Source organism: Streptomyces sp. NPDC020898, assembly GCF_044333925.1.
Taxonomy (GTDB): Bacteria; Actinomycetota; Actinomycetes; order Streptomycetales; family Streptomycetaceae; genus Streptomyces.
Genome location: NZ_JBIRRV010000017.1, coordinates 44,220 through 61,330 on the forward strand (window position 1 = coordinate 44,220; position 17,111 = coordinate 61,330).

At 69.9% G+C, this 17,111-nt stretch carries 14 protein-coding genes; 3 read left to right on the forward strand and 11 right to left on the reverse strand.

The genetic code is table 11. The features are described from left to right. Positions 1 to 36 precede the first annotated feature (36 nt). On the forward strand, positions 37 to 2,409 hold the full coding sequence (locus tag ACH4TV_RS37930) for a LuxR C-terminal-related transcriptional regulator (protein WP_398405866.1): 2,373 nt from the start codon (positions 37 to 39) through the stop codon (positions 2,407 to 2,409). 43 nt (positions 2,410 to 2,452) lie between these two features. Here the strand turns inward: ACH4TV_RS37930 and ACH4TV_RS37935 are convergent, their stop codons facing one another. The 11 genes from ACH4TV_RS37935 to ACH4TV_RS37985 all read right to left on the reverse strand — a co-directional run bounded on the left by ACH4TV_RS37935 (position 2,453) and on the right by ACH4TV_RS37985 (position 14,864). Continuing rightward, positions 2,453 to 3,451, reverse strand: a complete 999-nt coding sequence (locus tag ACH4TV_RS37935) for a sugar phosphate isomerase/epimerase family protein (protein ID WP_398405867.1) — start codon at positions 3,449 to 3,451, stop codon at positions 2,453 to 2,455. Positions 3,452 to 3,495: 44 nt separating this feature from the next. Beyond that, on the reverse strand, positions 3,496 to 4,692 hold the full coding sequence (locus ACH4TV_RS37940; RefSeq protein ID WP_398405868.1) for a Gfo/Idh/MocA family protein: 1,197 nt from the start codon (positions 4,690 to 4,692) through the stop codon (positions 3,496 to 3,498). Positions 4,693 to 4,716: 24 nt separating this feature from the next. Next, the gene (locus ACH4TV_RS37945) at positions 4,717 to 6,216 is read right to left on the reverse strand and encodes a CoA-acylating methylmalonate-semialdehyde dehydrogenase (RefSeq protein WP_398405869.1); all 1,500 of its coding nucleotides are present in this window, start codon (positions 6,214 to 6,216) and stop codon (positions 4,717 to 4,719) included. A 13-nt stretch (positions 6,217 to 6,229) separates the two neighbouring features. After that, positions 6,230 to 8,113: a 3D-(3,5/4)-trihydroxycyclohexane-1,2-dione acylhydrolase (decyclizing) gene (iolD, locus tag ACH4TV_RS37950; RefSeq protein WP_398405870.1), complete on the reverse strand. Its 1,884-nt coding sequence runs from the start codon at positions 8,111 to 8,113 to the stop codon at positions 6,230 to 6,232. Continuing rightward, the gene (gene iolB / locus ACH4TV_RS37955) at positions 8,110 to 8,991 is read right to left on the reverse strand and encodes a 5-deoxy-glucuronate isomerase (RefSeq protein ID WP_398405871.1); all 882 of its coding nucleotides are present in this window, start codon (positions 8,989 to 8,991) and stop codon (positions 8,110 to 8,112) included. The genes iolD and iolB overlap by 4 nt, the downstream gene beginning before the upstream one ends. Further along, positions 8,988 to 9,860 carry an aldolase gene (locus ACH4TV_RS37960; protein ID WP_398405872.1) on the reverse strand — a complete coding sequence of 291 codons (873 nt, stop codon included), beginning with the start codon at positions 9,858 to 9,860 and terminating at the stop codon, positions 8,988 to 8,990. The genes iolB and ACH4TV_RS37960 overlap by 4 nt, the downstream gene beginning before the upstream one ends. 4 nt (positions 9,861 to 9,864) lie before the next feature. Beyond that, positions 9,865 to 10,839: a 5-dehydro-2-deoxygluconokinase gene (gene iolC, locus ACH4TV_RS37965; RefSeq protein ID WP_398405873.1), complete on the reverse strand. Its 975-nt coding sequence runs from the start codon at positions 10,837 to 10,839 to the stop codon at positions 9,865 to 9,867. Between the two features lie 91 nt (positions 10,840 to 10,930). After that, complete coding sequence (locus ACH4TV_RS37970; protein WP_398405874.1) at positions 10,931 to 11,782, reverse strand: sugar phosphate isomerase/epimerase family protein; 852 nt, start codon at positions 11,780 to 11,782, stop codon at positions 10,931 to 10,933. 52 nt (positions 11,783 to 11,834) lie between these two features. Continuing rightward, positions 11,835 to 12,761: an ATP-binding cassette domain-containing protein gene (locus tag ACH4TV_RS37975; RefSeq protein ID WP_398405875.1), complete on the reverse strand. Its 927-nt coding sequence runs from the start codon at positions 12,759 to 12,761 to the stop codon at positions 11,835 to 11,837. Positions 12,762 to 12,765: 4 nt separating this feature from the next. Then, a complete protein-coding gene (locus ACH4TV_RS37980; RefSeq protein ID WP_398405876.1) occupies positions 12,766 to 13,839 on the reverse strand; it encodes an ABC transporter permease in 1,074 nt (357 codons plus the stop codon). A 5-nt stretch (positions 13,840 to 13,844) separates the two neighbouring features. After that, positions 13,845 to 14,864, reverse strand: coding sequence for a sugar ABC transporter substrate-binding protein (locus tag ACH4TV_RS37985; protein ID WP_398405877.1), 1,020 nt, complete (start codon positions 14,862 to 14,864; stop codon positions 13,845 to 13,847). Positions 14,865 to 15,108: 244 nt separating this feature from the next. Between ACH4TV_RS37985 and ACH4TV_RS37990 the strand changes: the two genes are divergently transcribed. Together ACH4TV_RS37990 and ACH4TV_RS37995 are read left to right on the forward strand one after the other, a co-directional pair. Further along, positions 15,109 to 16,143 carry a LacI family DNA-binding transcriptional regulator gene (locus ACH4TV_RS37990; RefSeq protein WP_398405878.1) on the forward strand — a complete coding sequence of 345 codons (1,035 nt, stop codon included), beginning with the start codon at positions 15,109 to 15,111 and terminating at the stop codon, positions 16,141 to 16,143. A 127-nt stretch (positions 16,144 to 16,270) separates the two neighbouring features. Further along, positions 16,271 to 17,029 carry an IclR family transcriptional regulator gene (locus ACH4TV_RS37995; protein WP_398405879.1) on the forward strand — a complete coding sequence of 253 codons (759 nt, stop codon included), beginning with the start codon at positions 16,271 to 16,273 and terminating at the stop codon, positions 17,027 to 17,029. Positions 17,030 to 17,111 lie beyond the last annotated feature (82 nt).

A 17,111-nucleotide genomic window follows, 5' to 3' on the forward strand; every position in this document is an offset into this window, starting at 1 on the left:
ACGGACGACTTTCCGAACGCATGACGACCGCACGTGGTGAGCGACGACGCCCGACCCCTGCGGGGCCGCACTGCTGAACTCCGCGACCTGGACGACGCGTTGTCCGCCGCGGCCGCGGGCCGCAGCGAAACCGCGCTGATCCTGGGCGACCACGGGTACGGCAAGACCCGGCTGGTGGACGAGATGCGGCGGCTGGCCCGGGAGCGTGGCTTCCTCGTGGATCCGCCCGGCGCGCGCGACACCGGCAGCGGACGGATACGGTTCGACCGCCCGGTCCTGACCGTCCTCGACGACACGCTGCTGAACGCCGAACCCGTCGAGTTCGCCCGGATGACGGCGCTGCTGGAGGCACACCGCGACGAGCCGAGGCTGAGCCTGATCACGTTGCGCAAAGGCGCCTACGGACTGGACGGGCACCGGTTCGTTTCCGCGCTGGAGGAGCGGAGGAGCACCCGCGTCGAACTCGGGGCACTCGACGCCGACGCCGTCAAGGACATCCTCACCGACGTCCTCGGCACCCCGCCGGACCCCGACCTCGTGGAACTCGCCGACACGGCCGCGGGGAACCCGCTGTACGTGGTGTCCCTGGCCCAGGGGTTGGTAGAGGACGGCCAGGTGGAGATCGGGCAGGGCGCAGCCGCCCGCCGGAGCGACGCGGTGCCCGAACGGCTGCGGACCATGGCGACGTGCCAGCTCAACGAACTCGCGCCCGAGGCCCAGCACTTGGTGCGGGCAGCCGCGGCCCTGGGGCCGGTCTGCGGCGTCGACAGCCTCATCGCCGTCTTCACCGGGCCGGCCGCCCGGCTCGTCGCGAGCATCCAGCAGATCGTCGACGCGGGCATCATGGAACGCCACGGCGACGAACTGGTGTTCCGGTACGAACTGATGCGCTGGGCGTTCGCCGAGACGACCCCGCCCGCCGTACGGCAGAAGATGGTCGAGGAAGTCACCTCGGTCCTGCTCGGCGGCCTGGGCCGGCGACCGGCCCTCCGCCCGCCGGCTTCCCCGGCACCCACCGGACTCTCCGCACGGCCGGGGGCTCCCGAACCGGCGGCGGAGCGGAGCGCCGACCTGCCCCGCCGGATCTTCGCCCGCCTGGTCGAGGGCCGGCTGGACGAGGTGCACGAGCTCGCGATCTCGCTCCTCGGTACCTGCCGGCCGTTCGGGGACACCCCGGCCCGGATCCAGGCGCTGATGGCGCTCTCGGTCTGTGCCCGGCTCGGCGGCCAGCCTTCCGCCGCCCTGCGGCGCAGCCGGGAGGCCGCCGCCCTCACCCTGGGGATGCGTGAGCGGGACGCCTTCCTCGACCTGGCTCCCCTCACCGCCCTGGAACTCACCTGGCTCGGCGAGTCCACGATCGCCCGCTGGCTGCTGGAATGGGCCGACACCCACGAGGCGTTCCGCACCGATCCCCTCCGGCACAGCGTGGCGGGGTTCACCGAGGCGAAACTGCTGCTCCGTGACGGCGAGTTGCAGCGGGCCGACCAGGTGGCCGAGGCCGTCATCGACAGGGCGATCGGCAGCAGGCACGACGTGGTCATGCCGCTGTGCTGGGCGATCCGGGCCCTGGTGGCCCTGCGCGCCGGCCAACTGCACACCGCGGAACGGATGGTGGCGCGTTACCGGGGGAGCGAGCGGAGCAGCCTGGGCGCGTGCAGCGCCCTGCCCGCCTGGGTCGCTGTGCAGACAGCGGTCGAACGGGGTGGTCCGACGTACGGGATCGACCTGCTGCTCGGGCGCTACGACTACCTCGTCGACTCACCCGCCCTGTTCGTGGAGGAACCGGGCGCGGCGGCCTGGATCGTACGCATCGCACAGGCGGTGGGCGCCTCCGAGGTGGCGAACGAGGCGGTGGCGGCCGTCCGGCGACTCGCCGACACGAACCCTGACTTCGCGCCGGTCGTCACGGCGGCGACGCATGCCGAAGGGCTCCATCGGCAGGACCCCCACCTGCTGACCGAGGCCCTGTACGCGCACAGCGATCCATGGGGGACGGCCTGGGCCGCGGAGGACCTGGCCGGGCTGCCGGAGCGCGGGGACGCACTGGACAGGCTCCCCGTTGTCCTCAACCTGGCCAGGGCCCACCTCGGATTCGAGCAGGCGGGGGACACGGCCCGGGCGGCCAGGGCGGGCCGCCTGCTGAGCGGCCTCACCACGGCACAGGTGCCGCATCCCCTCCCACGCCCCGTCGTCGGCCGGCAGCCGCTGTCCGGCTCCGAGCGGGCGGTGGTCGAACTGGTGGTACAGGGCCTGACGAACCGTCAGGCCGCCGAGCGGCTCGACCTCTCCCCGAACACCGTGAACTTCCATCTCCGCAACGTCTTCCGGAAGTTCGGCATCAGTTCCCGCGTCGAACTCGCCCGCCTGTACCAGAGCCCCCGGGCGAGCGGGACCCCCTCGGGGACGTGACCCCGTTCCCGGCGGCCCGGAACGGGGTCACGGGCGGGGTGGATCAGAGGCCCGCCGCGGCGCTGTGCAGGTTCTTCGCCGCCAAGGCCAGGCCCTCGGTCTGGGAGTAGGCGGCGTCCTCGTGCTCGATGTTCACGGCCATGTCCGGGTCGATCTCGGCGAGGGCGCGCAGGAACTCCGTCCAGAAGGCGACGTCGTTCCCGATGCCGACGGCGACGAACTTCCAGGCCGGGTTCTCGGGCCAGGAGTTGCACCAGAATCCGTAGCCGGTGGGCACCTTGCCGGGGTCGTCGGCCGGCACGCGGGTGAACGACGTGTCCAGTACGCCGCGGATGTCGGCGCCCGGGCAGAGCGTCGCGTCCTTCGCCGCGGCATGGAAGACCAGCGGGCCCAGCCACTTGATGGACGCGACGATGTCCATGCCCTGCCACATCAGGTGGGAGGGGTCCATCTCGGCACCGACATGCGTCAGGCCGCCCTCGTCGACGAGACGCCTGAGTGTGACGGGGGAGAACACCACGTTGTGCGGGTGCATCTCGATGGCGACCCGGACGTCGTTCTCGCGGGCGAGCGCGTCGATCTCCTTCCAGAACCCGACGGCCACGCCCCACTGGTAGTCCAGGACGTCCATGTAGACGCCGTCCCACGGGTTGACGACCCAGGACGGGTACTTGGCATCGGGGTCGGAGCCCGGCGTACCGGACATGGTGACGACGTGCCTGACCCCGAGCAGGCCCGCGAGGCGGATCGTGCGGCGCAGGTCGTCGGCGTGCTTCGGGCCGACGCCCGGGAGCGGGTTGAGCGGGTTGCCGTTGCAGTTGAGGCCGGTCAGTTCCATGCCCCGGTCGGCGAAGGCCGCCAGGTACTCCTCGCGCGCGGTGGCCGAGGACAGCAGCAGGTCGACCGGGCAGTGCGGGGAGGGGATGAACCCACCGGTGTTGACCTCCACCGAGGTCAGCCCGTTCTCCTTGAGGATGTCGAGGGCCTCGGGGAGGGTGCGGTCGTGCAGACAGGCGGTGTAGGCGCCGAGCTTGAGGGCCATCGGTCTCTTCCTTCTCTACGGGCTCTTTCGGGCTCTACGGGTGGTCAGGCGACGGGCGGGACCGTGACGGCCCTGCCACCGGCCTCGGAGGACTCGACGACGGCCTTGATGATCTCCATCGTCCGCAGCGCGTCGGCGAACGTCGCGCAGGCCGGCAGCGGCTCGGCGACACCCGCGACCTGGTCGAGGAAGGCGCGGGCCTGATAGGTGAAGTTGTCGGCGTTGCTGGCGCCCACCCCCGGCGCCTCCATCGGGACGCCGCCTGCGAAGTACGGCAGCTGCGGCCCGGCGATGATCTGCCGGGCGCCGCGCGTACGGGCGTCGGGCTGGGCGTCGTCGAAGAGGTACTCGGCGGGCCGGTGCTGGTCGAAAGCGGCCCGGCCGCCGAGGCCCAGCACGTCGAAGGCGAGCCCGTTGGGCAGACCGAAGCCGGTGCGCGTGACGGAGAAGGTGCCCACGAGCCCGGACTCGAAGCGGACCGTGAACGATGCGGTGTCCTCGTTCTCGACCTCCCCGAACTCGTCGGACACGGGGGCGGCGTTGTGCCCGACGACCGCGCCCAGCGGCAGCGGCCGCTTGGGGATCTGGGTCGACAGCGAGGCACCGGAGACCGAGGCGATGGGCCCGGCCACGTACTCTGCGGCGTCGATGATGTGCGAACCGACGTCCCCGAGCGCACCGGAACCCGGGCCGCCCTTGAAGCGCCAACTGAGCGGGCCGTTGGGGTCGGTGGCGTAGTCGCACCAGTAGCGGCCGCTGAACAGCGTGAGGTCACCCAGCTCGCCGCGCCGGACGTGCTCGCGGATCGCGGCGATGCCGGGGGAGCGACGGAAGGTGTAGCCGACGGAGGTCACGACCTTGGCGGTGCGCTCCAATTCAGCCATCGCGCGGGCGTCTTCGAGCGACCCGGCCAGCGGCTTCTCACACAGCACGTGCTTGCCCGCCGCGACCAGGGCTTCGGCGATCGGCCGGTGCAGGGCGTTGCCCACGACGATGCTCACGGCGTCGATCGTCGGGTCCTCGGCGACGGCCTCCCAGCCCGGCAGCGCCTTCTCGAACCCGTAGCGGCGGGCGGCGTCCTCACCGAGTGCGGTGTTGGCGTCGGCGATCGCGGCCAGCCGGACCGGCGGCAGACCGGCGCCGAAGACGGTGTTGACGTTGCGGTACCCGGCGGCGTGGCTGCGGCCGGCCATACCGGCACCGATCACCGCGACGGAGATCGGCTTGCTGGACGTGGTCATCACGTGTCCTTAAAGGGTGGGGGATCAGCTGGAGGTGGGAAAGTCGAACCCGGCGTTCACCTGCTGGGCGGGCTGCGGCCAGCGCGTGGTGACGACCTTCGGGCGGGTGTAGAAGCGGATGCCTTCGGGGCCGTGGACGGGGGAGTCGCCGATGAGGGAGTCCTTCCAGCCGCCGAAGGAGTAGTACGACATCGGCACCGGCACGGGGACGTTGATGCCGATCATGCCGACCTTGATCCGGCGCTGGAAGCGGCGTGCTGCCTCGCCGGAGGCGGTGAACAGGGCGGTGCCGTTGCCGTAGGGGTTGGCGTTGACGAGGTCGATGGCCTCGTCGAGCGAGTCGACCCGGACGACGGCGAGCACCGGCCCGAACAGCTCTTCCTTGTAGGCGTCCATGTCGGTGGTGACCCGGTCGAGGAGAGACGGTCCGGTGAAGAAGCCCTCCTCGTGACCGTCGACCTTCAGGCCGCGTCCGTCGACGACGACGGTGGCGCCCTGTGTGGCGGCGACGCCGACGGCGTTCTCGACGCGTTCCTGCGACGCCTTGGTGACGAGCGGCCCCATCTCGGTGCCGGGCACGTCACCGGGACCGACCTTCACTTCGCGGGCCTTGGTCGCCAGGGCTTCGACGAGCGCATTGGCCGCGGCGTCACCGACGGCGACGGCCACCGAGACGGCCATGCAGCGTTCGCCGGCGGAGCCGTAGGCGCCGGCGGTGATGTGGTTGGCCGTGAACTCCAGGTCGGCGTCCGGGAGGACGACGGCGTGGTTCTTGGCGCCGCCGAGGGCCTGGACGCGCTTGCCGTGGGCGGTGGCCTGTTCGTGCACGTACTTGGCGATCGGGGTCGACCCGACGAAGGAGACGGCTTCGATTCCGGGGTGGGTGAGGATCGCGTCGACGGCCGGCTTGCCGCCGTGCACGACGTTGAAGACGCCGTCGGGGAGGCCGGCCTTCTTGTACAGGGCGGCGACGAAGTTGGCGGCGGAGGGGTCGCGCTCGCTGGGCTTGAGGATGAAGGTGTTGCCGGTGGCGATGGCCATGGGGTGCATCCACAGGGGCACCATGGCGGGGAAGTTGAAGGGCGTGATGCCCGCGACGACACCGAGGGGCTGGCGGAAGTCGTGTACGTCGACGCCGCGGGAGACCTGGTCGGAGAAGTTGCCCTTGAGGACGTCGCCGAGCCCGCACGCGAACTCGACGACCTCCCGGCCGCGGGTGATCTCGCCGCGCGCGTCGTCGACCGTCTTGCCGTGCTCGGCCGAGATGATCCGGCCGAGTTCCTCCTCGTGCTCCACGAGCAACTGCCGCAAGGCGAACATCACTTGGGTGCGCTGCGAGAGCGACGACTCCGACCACGTCTCGAACGCGGCAGCGGCGGCCACCACGGCGGCATCGACCTCGGCGGCGCCGCCGAGCACGACCCGCGCCTGCTCCTGGCCGGTGGCCGGGTTGAACACCGGTGCCGTGGTGGAGGTGCTTCCGGTGACCGCGGACCCGTTGATCCAGTGCTGGATGGTTGTCACGTCAGGGGTGTCCTTACAGGTAGTGGCGCTGGTCGAGCTTGTGGGAGGCGTACGTCTCGTACGCGGCACGGGTGGAGTCCAGGGCGGAGGTCTGGGCGACGGGGACGTCCCACCAGCCGTGGCCGGGCGGGTTGGGACCGTAGAGGTCGGTCTCGACGTGAACGACCGTGGTGCGGGTGGCCGCCTTGGCCTTCTCCATCGCGGCGCGGAACTCGTCGACGGAGGTGGCGTGCAGAACGTCCGCGCCCAGGCTGGAGGCGTTCGCGGCGAGGTCGACAGGGAGGACATCGCCGTCGAGCTGGCCCGAATCGCCGTCGCGGTAGCGGTACTTGGTGCCGAACCGCTGCGAGCCGAGCGCCTCGGAAAGCGCCCCGATGGAGGCGAATCCGTGGTTCTGGACGAGGACGACGATGACCTTCAGGCCTTCGGAGATCATGGTCACGATCTCCTGGGCCATCATCAGATACGAGCCGTCGCCGACCAGTACGACGACCTCGCGCGACGGGTCGGCCATCTTCGCGCCGACGCCGGCGGCGACCTCGTAGCCCATGCAGGAGTAGGCGTACTCGACGTGGTAGGCCTTCGGATCCCGGGCCCGCCACAGTTGTTGCAGGTCGCCGGGCATGGAGCCGGCCGCGTTGATGACGACGTCGCGGTCGCTGAGTACGTCGTTGAGGGCGCCCAGGATCTGGGTCTGGGCGGGGAGGTGGCCGGTGGTGCGCTCCGGTGCGAAGCAGATCGCCTCTATCTCCCTTGTACGGGCGATGAGTTGGCGTGTCCGGTCCCGGTACTCCGGGTCGACCTCCCAGTCCGTCAGCGCGCCCGCCAACGCCTGGATGCCGAGGCGGGCGTCGGCGACCAGGGGTTCGGCGGAGTGCTTGACGGCGTCCAGGCGGGCCACATTGAGGTTGACGAACGTGACGTCCGGGTTGGCGAAGACGGTGTGGCTGGCGGTGGTGAAGTCGGAGTAGCGGGTGCCGATACCGAGGACGACATCGGCATCGCGAGCCAGTTCATTGGCCGCGTACGAGCCGGTCGAGCCGAGGCCCCCGACGGCGTACGGGTGGTCCCAGGGCACCGCGCCCTTGCCGGCATGCGTGTCGGCGACGGGGATGCCGGTGGCCTCGGCGAAGGCGCGCAGCGCGGTCTCGGCACCGGAGTAGACGGCGCCGCCGCCGGCCACGATCAGCGGCTTCCTGGCGTTGCGGAGAAGGGCGGCGGCCCGCTGCACGGACGCCGGCTCCGGCACCGGGCGACCGATGTGCCACACCCGCCGCCGGAAGAAGGCGACGGGCCAGTCGTAGGCCTCCGCCTGCACGTCCTGCGGCAGGGCGAGGGTGACGGCGCCGGTCTCGACGGGGTCGGTGAGTACCCGCATGGCGGCGAGTGCGGCCGGGATGAGCTGTTCGGGCCGGGAGATGCGGTCGAAGTACTTGGACACGGCGCGGAAGGTGTCGTTGACGGTGATGTCCCCGGCCCGGGTGTCTTCCAGTTGCTGGAGGACGGGGTCGGCGGCGCGGGTGGCGAACATGTCGGAGGGCAGCAGCAGGACCGGGATGCGGTTGGTGGTGGCCAGCGCCGCGCCGGTGATCATGTTCGTCGAGCCGGGGCCGGTCGAGGCAGAGCAGGCGAAGGTGGCGAGCCGGTCGCGCATCTTGGCGTAGGCCACCGACGCGTGGACCATGCCCTGCTCGTTGCGGGCCAGGTAGTAGGGCAGGTCGGCCTCGCCGGTGACGGCGGCCTGGAGGAGTGCCTGTCCGAAGCCGGCCACGTTGCCGTGGCCGAAGATGCCCCACACGCCGGGGATGAGGCGCTGTTGCTGGCCGTCGCGCTCGCTGTACTGGTTCGCGAGGAAGCGGACCAGGGCCTGGGCGGTGGTGAGTCGTAGGGTGTTCATCGCTCTTCGTCCCCTCCGAAGGGAAGCCGGGCGTCGACGTCCTGGGACTGCCAGGTCGCGCGCACCCACCCGTGTGCCGGGTCGTCGCAGATCAGCCAGGCGCGGTCCTGACCGGGACCCGCCATGACGTTGAGGTAGTAGAGGTCGTAGCCGGGCGCGGCGACCGAGGGTCCGTGCCAGCCGTGCGGGATCAGGACGGTGTCGCCGGAGTGGACCTCGGCGAGCACGTCGATCGGCCGGTCCTCGGTGCCGTACACCCGCTGGTAGCCGAAGGCCCGTTCTCCGCCGTCGACCTGGAAGTAGTAGATCTCCTCCAGCTCCGACTCCGCCCCCGGCCGCGCCTCGTCGTGCTTGTGGGGTGGGTAGGAGGACCAGTTGCCGCCGGGTGTGAGCACCTCGCAGACCAGCAGCTGCTCGGCCTCGAAGGTGCCCGGCAGGCAGTAGTTGTTGACCTGGCGGGAGCAGGCCCCGGCGCCACGCAGCTCGACGGGCACGTTCTCTCTGGGCCCGTACCGAGCGGAGAGTGAGCTCCGCTCGGTACGGGCGGAGGGCAGCGCGAACGTCCCACCGGACGCGCTGCTGATCAGGGCCTCCGCCTTGGGCGGCAGGTAGGCGAAGTCGGTGGCTGAGGCGAACACGCCTGTCCGCCCGGCGAGTTCGAAGGCCCTGCCGTCCGTGGTGACAGTGCAGGAGCCCGTCAGCGGCAGGACCAGGAACTCGCAGTCCCGGGTGGACAGGGCGTGCGCCTCGCCCGGCTTCAGGGTCAGGATCCTGAGGCCGGAGTATCCCCAGCCCGCCGACTCGGGCGTGACCAGGAGGTCGTAGGGTCCGTCGGCCGAACTCCCCGCAGGGAGGTGGTACTTGCTCGTGTCGCTCACAGCAGGCTCACCGCCTTGTCCACTGCCCCGGCGACATCGCCGCCTGCGGGATAGAGAAGGGAGCGGCCCACGACCAGACCCTGCGCGGTGGGCAGCTTGAGGGCCTTGCCCCAGGACGCGAACGCGGCGGCGGCGTCCTTGACCTCGCCGCCCAGCAGCAGCGCGGGCAGCGTCGAGGCGGACAGCACCCGCTCCATGTCGTCCACGACCGGCAGCTTCAGCCAGGTGTAGGCGGTGCGCCGGCCCAGCCCCGAGGCGATGGTGATCGACTTGACGACGGCATCGGCGGAGAGATCGTTACAGACCTTCCCGTCCTGCCAAGAACTGAGGAACGGCTCGACCATGGCGATGAGTTGACGGTCGTTCAGCTCGTCCACGGCCCGCGCGGTGTTCTCCAGCGCGGCCGGGGTCGCCGGGTCGTCGAGCGCGATGCGGGTGAGCATCTTGCCGCCGTCGAAGCCCATCGCCGCGATCGTCTCGGCGTCGTACCCGGTGAACCGGTCGTCGATCTCGAAGACGGAACCGGCGAGCCCGGCCCGGTTCATCGAACCGAAGACGCTCTTCCCGTCGAGTACGCCGAGCAGCAGCAAGTCTTCGAGGATGTCGGCGGTGCCCAGTACTCCGGTCACGCCGGGCCGCTCCAGCGCGGTGCACAGCCGGTCGAGGAGTTCGAAGCGATCAGCCATGGCCGTCGGGTCGCCGCCCACGCCGTTGGCGCCGCGTGCGGGATGGTCGGCCGCGATGATCATCGCCCTGCCGTGCTCACCGAGCGGCGAGGTGGCCTTCACCCGGCGCGCGGCGGCCGCCGCGATGGCACCGGGGTCGCCCACCCGGGCCGCCACGATCCGGTTCACGTTGTCGGACAACACGTCGTCACACCTTTCGTTCGGTGAGGTGGAGGGCGAGGGTCGCCTCGCGGAGTTTGGCCTCGACCTCGGTCTCGGTCGGCATGGCGTCGGAGCAGGACAGCCGGCCCGCGACGATGGCGCCGGCCGCGTTGGCGAAGGTGACCGTGCGGCGGGTGTCCCAGCCGGACAGCAGGCCGTGGCAGAGGGCGCCGCCGAAGGCGTCACCGGCACCGAGGCCGTTGACGACGTCCACCGGGACCGGCGGGATCTCGGCGGCCGAGCCGTCGCGGCCCATGGCCAGCACACCCTTCGGCCCCTGCTTCACCACCGCCAGCTCCACACCGGCGGCGAGCAGCGCCTTCGCGGCGGCATACGGCTCGCGCTCACCGGTCGCCACCTCGCACTCGTCGAGATTGCCCACGGCGACGGTGGTGTGGCGCAGGGCCTCGGCGTAGTAGGCGCTCGCCTCGGTCGGGTCCGTCCAGAACATGGGCCGCCAGTCGAGATCGAACACCGTCGCCCCCGCCTTCGCCCGGTGCGCCAGCGCGGCCAGCGTGGCCGAACGGCTCGGCTCCTCACTCAGGCCGGTCCCGGTCACCCAGAGGATCAGGGCGTCGCGTACGGCCGCGAGGTCCAGCTCGTCCGGGCGGATGTCCAGGTCGGGGGCCTTCGGCAGTCGGTAGAAGTACAGGGGGAAGTCGTCCGGCGGGAAGATCTCGCAGAACGTCACCGGGGTCGGCGCGATGTCCGACGTACCGACGAAGCCGGTGTCGACGCCGTAGCCCTCAAGGGCCGACCGCACGAAGTCGCCGAAGGGGTCCCGGCCCGTCTTGGTGATCACAGCCGCGGAGCGGCCGTAACGGGCGGCGGCCACGGCGACATTCGTCGGGCTGCCGCCCAGGTACTTGCCGAACGAGGTGACCTCCGCCAGCCCCACACCGGTCTGGAGCGGATACACATCCACCCCCACGCGGCCCATGGTCAGCACGTCGAACGGCATCGGATCGGTTTCCTTTCAACAGGATTTAAAGCGCTTTAAAAAGAGGGCAGTGACGCCCCACGCCCAAATGTCGTGCAGTGGGGCGTCGCTGTCAGACGGCCAGGTACTCGTCGATCTTCTTCCGCATGAAGACGGAGGACTCCTTGGCCCGTTCCTCCCAGGCGAAGACACACGCCGTGAGGGTGCCGTCGAAGCCGTTCGCGCGCAGCGCGCCGAAGAGCTCGTCGAAGTCGACCTCGCCCTGCCCGATGTCCAGGTGCTGGTGGACCCGGGCGGTGGTGCCGGGCGGGTTGAGGATGTAGCGGTTGCCCGACGACGCGTTGTGGTCGAAGACGTCCGCGAGGTGGACGTGGGTGAGCAGGTCCCCCGCGTACTCGATGATGCCAGGGGCGTCGTTGCCGATGTGGAAGGTGTGCGGGGCGCAGTAGAGGAAGCTGACCTGAGGATGGTTGATCCCGCGGATCAGGTTGACCGCGTCGTAGCCGTTCTCGATGAAGTCGTCGGGATGCGGCTCCAGAGCGAGCCGGATTCCCTCCTGCTCCAGCAGCGGCAGCAGGTCGTCCATCGACTTCCAGAACTGCGCCTCACTGCGGTCCGGGTCCTCGGGCCGGCCGTTGAACTCGGAGATCATGCTGTCGACACCGAGGTCCGAGGCGATCTGGATGGACCGCTTCCAGTAGCGCACGGCGGCCTGGCGGGCGTCCTCGTCCGGCCCCGACCAGCGGAACAGGGGCAGTACGGAGGAGATGCCGACGCCCGCCGCGTCCAGTGCCTTGCGGAACTTCCGTACGGTCGCGTCGTCGACGCGTGGGTGCCGGAAGAAGGGGATGAAGTCCTCCCGTGGGGAGAGCTCGATCCATTCGTATCCCAACTCGGCTACCACGGCGGGCAGTTCGAGGAGCGGGACGTTGCGGATCATGTAGGGGTCGAGGGCGATCTTCACTGGGTGTTCCTTCCGGTCACGGGGAGACGGTGGGGCGTTGCTCTCGCCGTGGTCATGCCGTCTTCCTTTCCGGGGAGGAAGCGACGGGTGCCTGGAGGTCTTCGGCTTCGGGAAGTTTCTCGACGTCGACGCCGCTGACCTGGGCCAGTTCGTGTTTGAGGGCGGCGAGTTCGGCGCCGCCGGCCATGTGGTTGGTGAGTTCTTCGAGGCTGACCTCGCTGCGGGCGGCGCTCAGTTCCATGGTGCCCAGGCGCAGGACGCTGAAGTGGTCGCCGACCATGTAGGCGTGGTGCGGGTTGTGGGTGATGAAGATGACCCCGAGGCCCTTGTCCCGCGCGGCGGCGATGTATTTCAGCACCACGCCCGACTGCTTGACACCCAGCGCGGCGGTCGGCTCGTCCAGGATCAGAACGCGGGCGCCGAAGTAGACGGCGCGGGCGATGGCGACGGACTGGCGCTGGCCGCCGGAGAGGGTGCCGATGGGCTGGTCGAGGTCGTCCAGGACGATGCCCATGTTGCGCAGTTCCGCGTCCGCGGTCTGCTTCATCTTCTCGATGTCGAGGCGGCGGACGGGCCAGGGGCCCTTGGTCATCTCGGAGCCGAGGAAGAAGTTGCGCCACACCGGCATCAGCGGGACCGTCGCCAGATCCTGGTAGACGGTGGCGATCCCGGCGTCCAGTGCTTCACGGGGGGTGGCGAAGTGGACGGGGTTGCCGTCGATGAGGAGTTCGCCCTCGGTGTGCTGGTGCAGTCCGGAGATGATTTTGATGAGGGTGGACTTGCCGGCGCCGTTGTCGCCCAGGACGCAGGTGACCTGGCCGGAGCGGACGGTGAGGTCGACGCCGTGCAGGGCACGCACGTTGCCGTACGCCTTGCCCGTGTTGCGCAGCTCGACGATCGGCGCGGCGTCCGCAGGCGAAGTCTCTTGGGTGAGCGTGCCGTTGGGGGAAGACTGGGAGGTGGTTTCGTTGGTTGTCATCAGTTCACCTCCGGGTCGCCTGGCGGCGGACCCACAGATTGACGAGGGCGGCGACCAGGAGCATCACGCCGAGGAACGCTTTGAACCAGTCGGGGTTCCAGTTGGCGTAGACGATGCCCTGGGAGACCATGCCGAAGATGAAGGCACCGATGACCGGGCCGATGGCGGAGCCGTAGCCGCCGGTGAGCAGGCAGCCGCCGATGACGGCGGCGATGATGTACAGGAATTCGTTGCCGACGCCTTCGCCGGACTGCACGGTGTTGAACGAGAACAGCAGGTGCATGCCGACGAACCAGGCGCCCGCGCCGACGCCCATGAACAGGGCGATCTTCGTGAACTTGACCGGGACGCCGACCGCGCGGGCGCTGGCCTCGCTGCCGCCGACGGCGAAGATCCAGTTGCCGAACTTGGTGCGCAGCAGCAGCCAGGTCGCGATCGCGGCGAACACCAGCCAGTACACGATCGTGATCTTGAAGTCGACGCCGCCGATGGTGAACTCGGACGCGAAGACGCTCTTGGCCTGGTCGAAGCCGTCCATGTCGGCGATCGAGTCGGAGGCGACGTTGCCGGTGAAGATTTTCGTGACGGCGAGGTTGGCGCCCTGGAGGATCAGGAACGAGCCGAGGGTGACCAGGAAGCTGGGCAGCCCGGTCTTGATGAGCAGCCAGCCGTTGAACGCACCGACGGCGAGGGAGACGATCAGGGCGACGATGACGCCGGTCCACACGTTCATCGACAGCTGGAAGCTGAGGATCGCCGCCGTGAGCGCCGAGGTGGTGACCGCGACACCGGCGGACAGGTCGAACTCGCCGCCGATCATCAGCAGAGCCACCGGCAGCGCCATGATGCCCATGACGGACGCCTGGTAGAGGACGGTGGACATCGCGCTGGTCTCGCGGAAGGCGGGAGCCGCCGCGAAGAAGAACAGGTACACGCCGATCGCCGCGATGAGCGCACCGACCTCGGGGCGGGCCAGCAGCCTGCGCCCCAGGGACCGCTGGTTGGTGCGGCCGTCCTTCTGAGCGACCGGCGGAGCCGGCGGCGAGGAACTCGCCGCCGGTGCCGTTGTCTGACTCATCGACATCACCGAGTGCCCTTCGCGGCGAACTCGGCGATCTTCTCGACGTTGGACTTGTCGACGAACGCCGGACCGGTCAGCACGGGCTGCTCACCGCCACCGCTGTAGTTGCCGTTGCTGTTGAAGAGCCACAGGGAATCCACCGAGAGGTAGCCCTGGAGGTAGGGCTGCTGGTCGACCGCGAACTGGATGTCGCCCGACTCGATGGCGGAGATCAGGTCCTTGTTGAGGTCGAACGTCGCGACCTTCGCCTTGCTCCCGGCCTCGGACACGGCCTGCACCGCGGTGAGCGCGAACGGGGCGCCGAGCGTGACGACTTCGTCGATGGACTTGTCCTGGTTGAGCTTCGCGGTGATCGTCGACTTCACGGACGGCATGTCGGTGCCGTTGACGTTGAGGATCTCCGTCTTGCCGCTGAAGTTCTTCTTCACGCCGGCGCAGCGCTCTTCGAGGTTGACGTCGCCCTGGGTCTGGATGACGCACACGACATGCTTGGCGCCGGTGGAGTTGAGCTGGCTGCCGAGTGCCTGGCCGGAGACGGACTCGTCCTGGCCGAAGAAGGACAGCAGGCCCTGCTCCTTCCACACGCCCAGACCTGCGTTGAAGCCGACGACGGGGATACCGGCCGCCACCGCCTTGGCGACGACGTCCTTCATGGCGTCCTGCTTGGCGAGGGTGACCGCGATGCCGTCGACCTTCTGGTCGATCGCGTTCTGCACCAGGTTGGCCTGGTCACCGGCGTTCTCGTCGTTCGAGTAGATGAGTTCGACGTTGTCCTTGGCCGCGGCGGCCTGGGCTCCCTTGCGGATGGTGTCCCAGAAGGTGTCGCCGGAGGGCGCGTGGGTGACCATCGCGATCTTCATACGAGGGGTACTGGCCTTGCCCGCCGAGGCCTCGGCGGCGCCCTCCTCGGACTTCTTGCCGCCGGAGCCGCTGGAACAGCCGGCGAGAACCAGGGCGGCTGCCGCGGCGGTGGCGACGACCGGAGCGATTCTGCGGGAGCGGGGAAGGAACGTGCGGTTCATGGTTCATGCACCTCGCTGTGCAATGGGAGAAAAGGGGCGGGGGAAGACGAATTGGGGGGAGGTGGGGGATGGGAGGAGAGAGCGATCCGCGGCTGCTGGATGGGGCCGGGTCACCGCGACGGCCCGGGTCAGGATCGCGGTGAGAACATCAGGACAATTTAAAGCGCTTTAAGTCCTGGTAATATCGGCTTGTTTCGCGAACGTGTCAAGGGCGTGGCGCAAGGAGATCCGACGGGAGTCGCAAGTGGACGAGGCTGGTTCCGTGCGGGGCGGGGACGGTGCGAGCAGGCGCCGCCCCCGCCTGGAGGACGTGGCCGCCCGGGTGGGTGTGTCCACCGCGTCCGTCTCCCTGGTGCTGCGCGGTGTGGCCGGCCCCAGCGAGCGCACCCGTCGGCGCGTCCTGAAGGCCGCCGCCGACCTCGGCTACCAGGTCGACCGCACCGCCAGCATGCTGGCCAGCAGGCGGACCCGGCTGCTCGGCGTCATGGTCGACATCCACAGCCCGTTCCACGCCGAGCTGGTCGAGCATCTGCACACGGCGGCCGAGGATGTGGGCTACGACCTGGTCCTCAGCACCCAGACCCGCACCCGCGACGAGCACACCGCCGTCGAGACCCTGCTCGCCTTCCGGAGCGAGGCCCTGATCCTGCTCGGTCCGACCGCCCCCGCCGACACCCTTGCCGCCCTCGACCGCAAGGCCCCCGTCATCGCCGTCGGCCGCCGGATCGCCGACGCCGACCTGGACGTCGTACGCACCGCCGACGAGGACGGAGTCGGCCAGATAGTCGACCACCTGGTGTCACTCGGCCACCGCGCCATCACGTACGTCGACGGCGGCAAGGGCGTGATCGCCACCGACCGGCGCCGCGGCTATCGCACCGCCATGCGCCGCCATGGCCTGGACGCGCACATCGCGATCCTGCGCGGCGACCACACCGAAGCGGCGGGTGAACGCGCGGCCCGTCACCTCATCGACGGCGGTGATCTGCCCACCGCCGTCGTCGCCTTCAACGACCAGGCCGCCATCGGCGTCCTGGCCGCCCTCTCCCGCGCGGGTGTCGACGTCCCGGGCGAGGTGTCGGTGGTCGGCTACGACGACGACGTCCTCTCCCGGCTGAGCTGCTTCAATCTGACCACCGTCAGCCAGAGCGCCCGAGAACAGGCCCGGCACGCGGTGACCGCGGCCGTCGAACGCCTCGACCAGGGCCGTACCGAGTCCCGCGAGGTCGTCCTGACCCCACGGCTCGTCCTGCGGGGGACCACCGCCGAACGCGGATGACATGTTCGGGACCTGGCACTTCCTGCGGGACCTCGACCGCGGGGGCGACGAAGAGGTGACGTAGTGGGTGGGGGACGGGGATCCGGCACGCCTTGCCCGCGCTCCGCGCCTGACGCACGCTGGTCCCATGGGTGCGGACGAAGGTCCCACGCTCATCACCTCCGTCCAGCGGGCCTTTCGCCTGCTGGAGGCGGTGAGCGCGCACGAGAACGGCGCGCCGGCCAAGCAGCTGGCACGGGAGACCGGGCTGCCTCTGGCCACCGCCTATCACCTGCTGCGGACCCTGGTCCACGACGGTTACCTGCGGAAACTGGACGACGGCGGGTTCATCCTCGGGGACAAGGTCCAGGCCCTGCGGACCACTGGCCGGGGGCAGGAGCTGCTCAGCCGGGTCCGGCCGACGCTCGCCGCGCTGCGGGACGAACTGGCGACCGCCGCCTACCTCACCTTCTACGAGGAGGGCGAGATCCGGGTGGCCGAGATCGTCGACGGCCCCCGGGCGCCCCGCGTCGACCTCTGGGTGGGATTCGAGGACGCGGGACACGCCACCGCGCTGGGCAAGTCCGTGCTGCGTGAACTGGACGAGGGCGCCCGCAGCGACTACCTCTCCCGCCACCACCTGAACGACCTCACGCCGAGGACGATCACCAGCCGGCTGGAACTGCTCCGGCGTATCGATTCCTCACCGGTGGCCCCGGCCGTCACGGACCTGGAGGAGTACGCCCTCGGCACGGTCTGTGTCGCCGTCCCCGTCTACCGGGGCGACACGCTCGGCTCGCTCGGCGTGTCCATGCCGGTGGACCGCCGCTCCCGACTGCCGGAGATCCGGGAACGGCTGATCCCGATCGCCGACCGCGTGACCAGGAGCCTCTCGCTCACTATCTGAAAATCTTCTTCTTGTTGCCGACCCGTCCGATCCCGTTTCCTGGATACCAGGATCAAACAGGCATTTCGGGGGCTCCCCCCCC

Coding starts and splice junctions, on each gene's coding strand:
- ACH4TV_RS37975 (WP_398405875.1), bottom strand. CDS start 12,761: ATGACAACCAACGAAACCACCTCCCAGTCTTCCCCCAACGGCACGCTC.
- ACH4TV_RS37985 (WP_398405877.1), bottom strand. CDS start 14,864: ATGAACCGCACGTTCCTTCCCCGCTCCCGCAGAATCGCTCCGGTCGTC.
- ACH4TV_RS37940 (WP_398405868.1), bottom strand. CDS start 4,692: ATGACCACGTCCAGCAAGCCGATCTCCGTCGCGGTGATCGGTGCCGGT.
- ACH4TV_RS37995 (WP_398405879.1), top strand. CDS start 16,271: ATGGGTGCGGACGAAGGTCCCACGCTCATCACCTCCGTCCAGCGGGCC.
- ACH4TV_RS37935 (WP_398405867.1), bottom strand. CDS start 3,451: ATGGCCCTCAAGCTCGGCGCCTACACCGCCTGTCTGCACGACCGCACC.
- iolC (WP_398405873.1), bottom strand. CDS start 10,839: ATGCCGTTCGACGTGCTGACCATGGGCCGCGTGGGGGTGGATGTGTAT.
- ACH4TV_RS37980 (WP_398405876.1), bottom strand. CDS start 13,839: ATGAGTCAGACAACGGCACCGGCGGCGAGTTCCTCGCCGCCGGCTCCG.
- iolD (WP_398405870.1), bottom strand. CDS start 8,113: ATGAACACCCTACGACTCACCACCGCCCAGGCCCTGGTCCGCTTCCTC.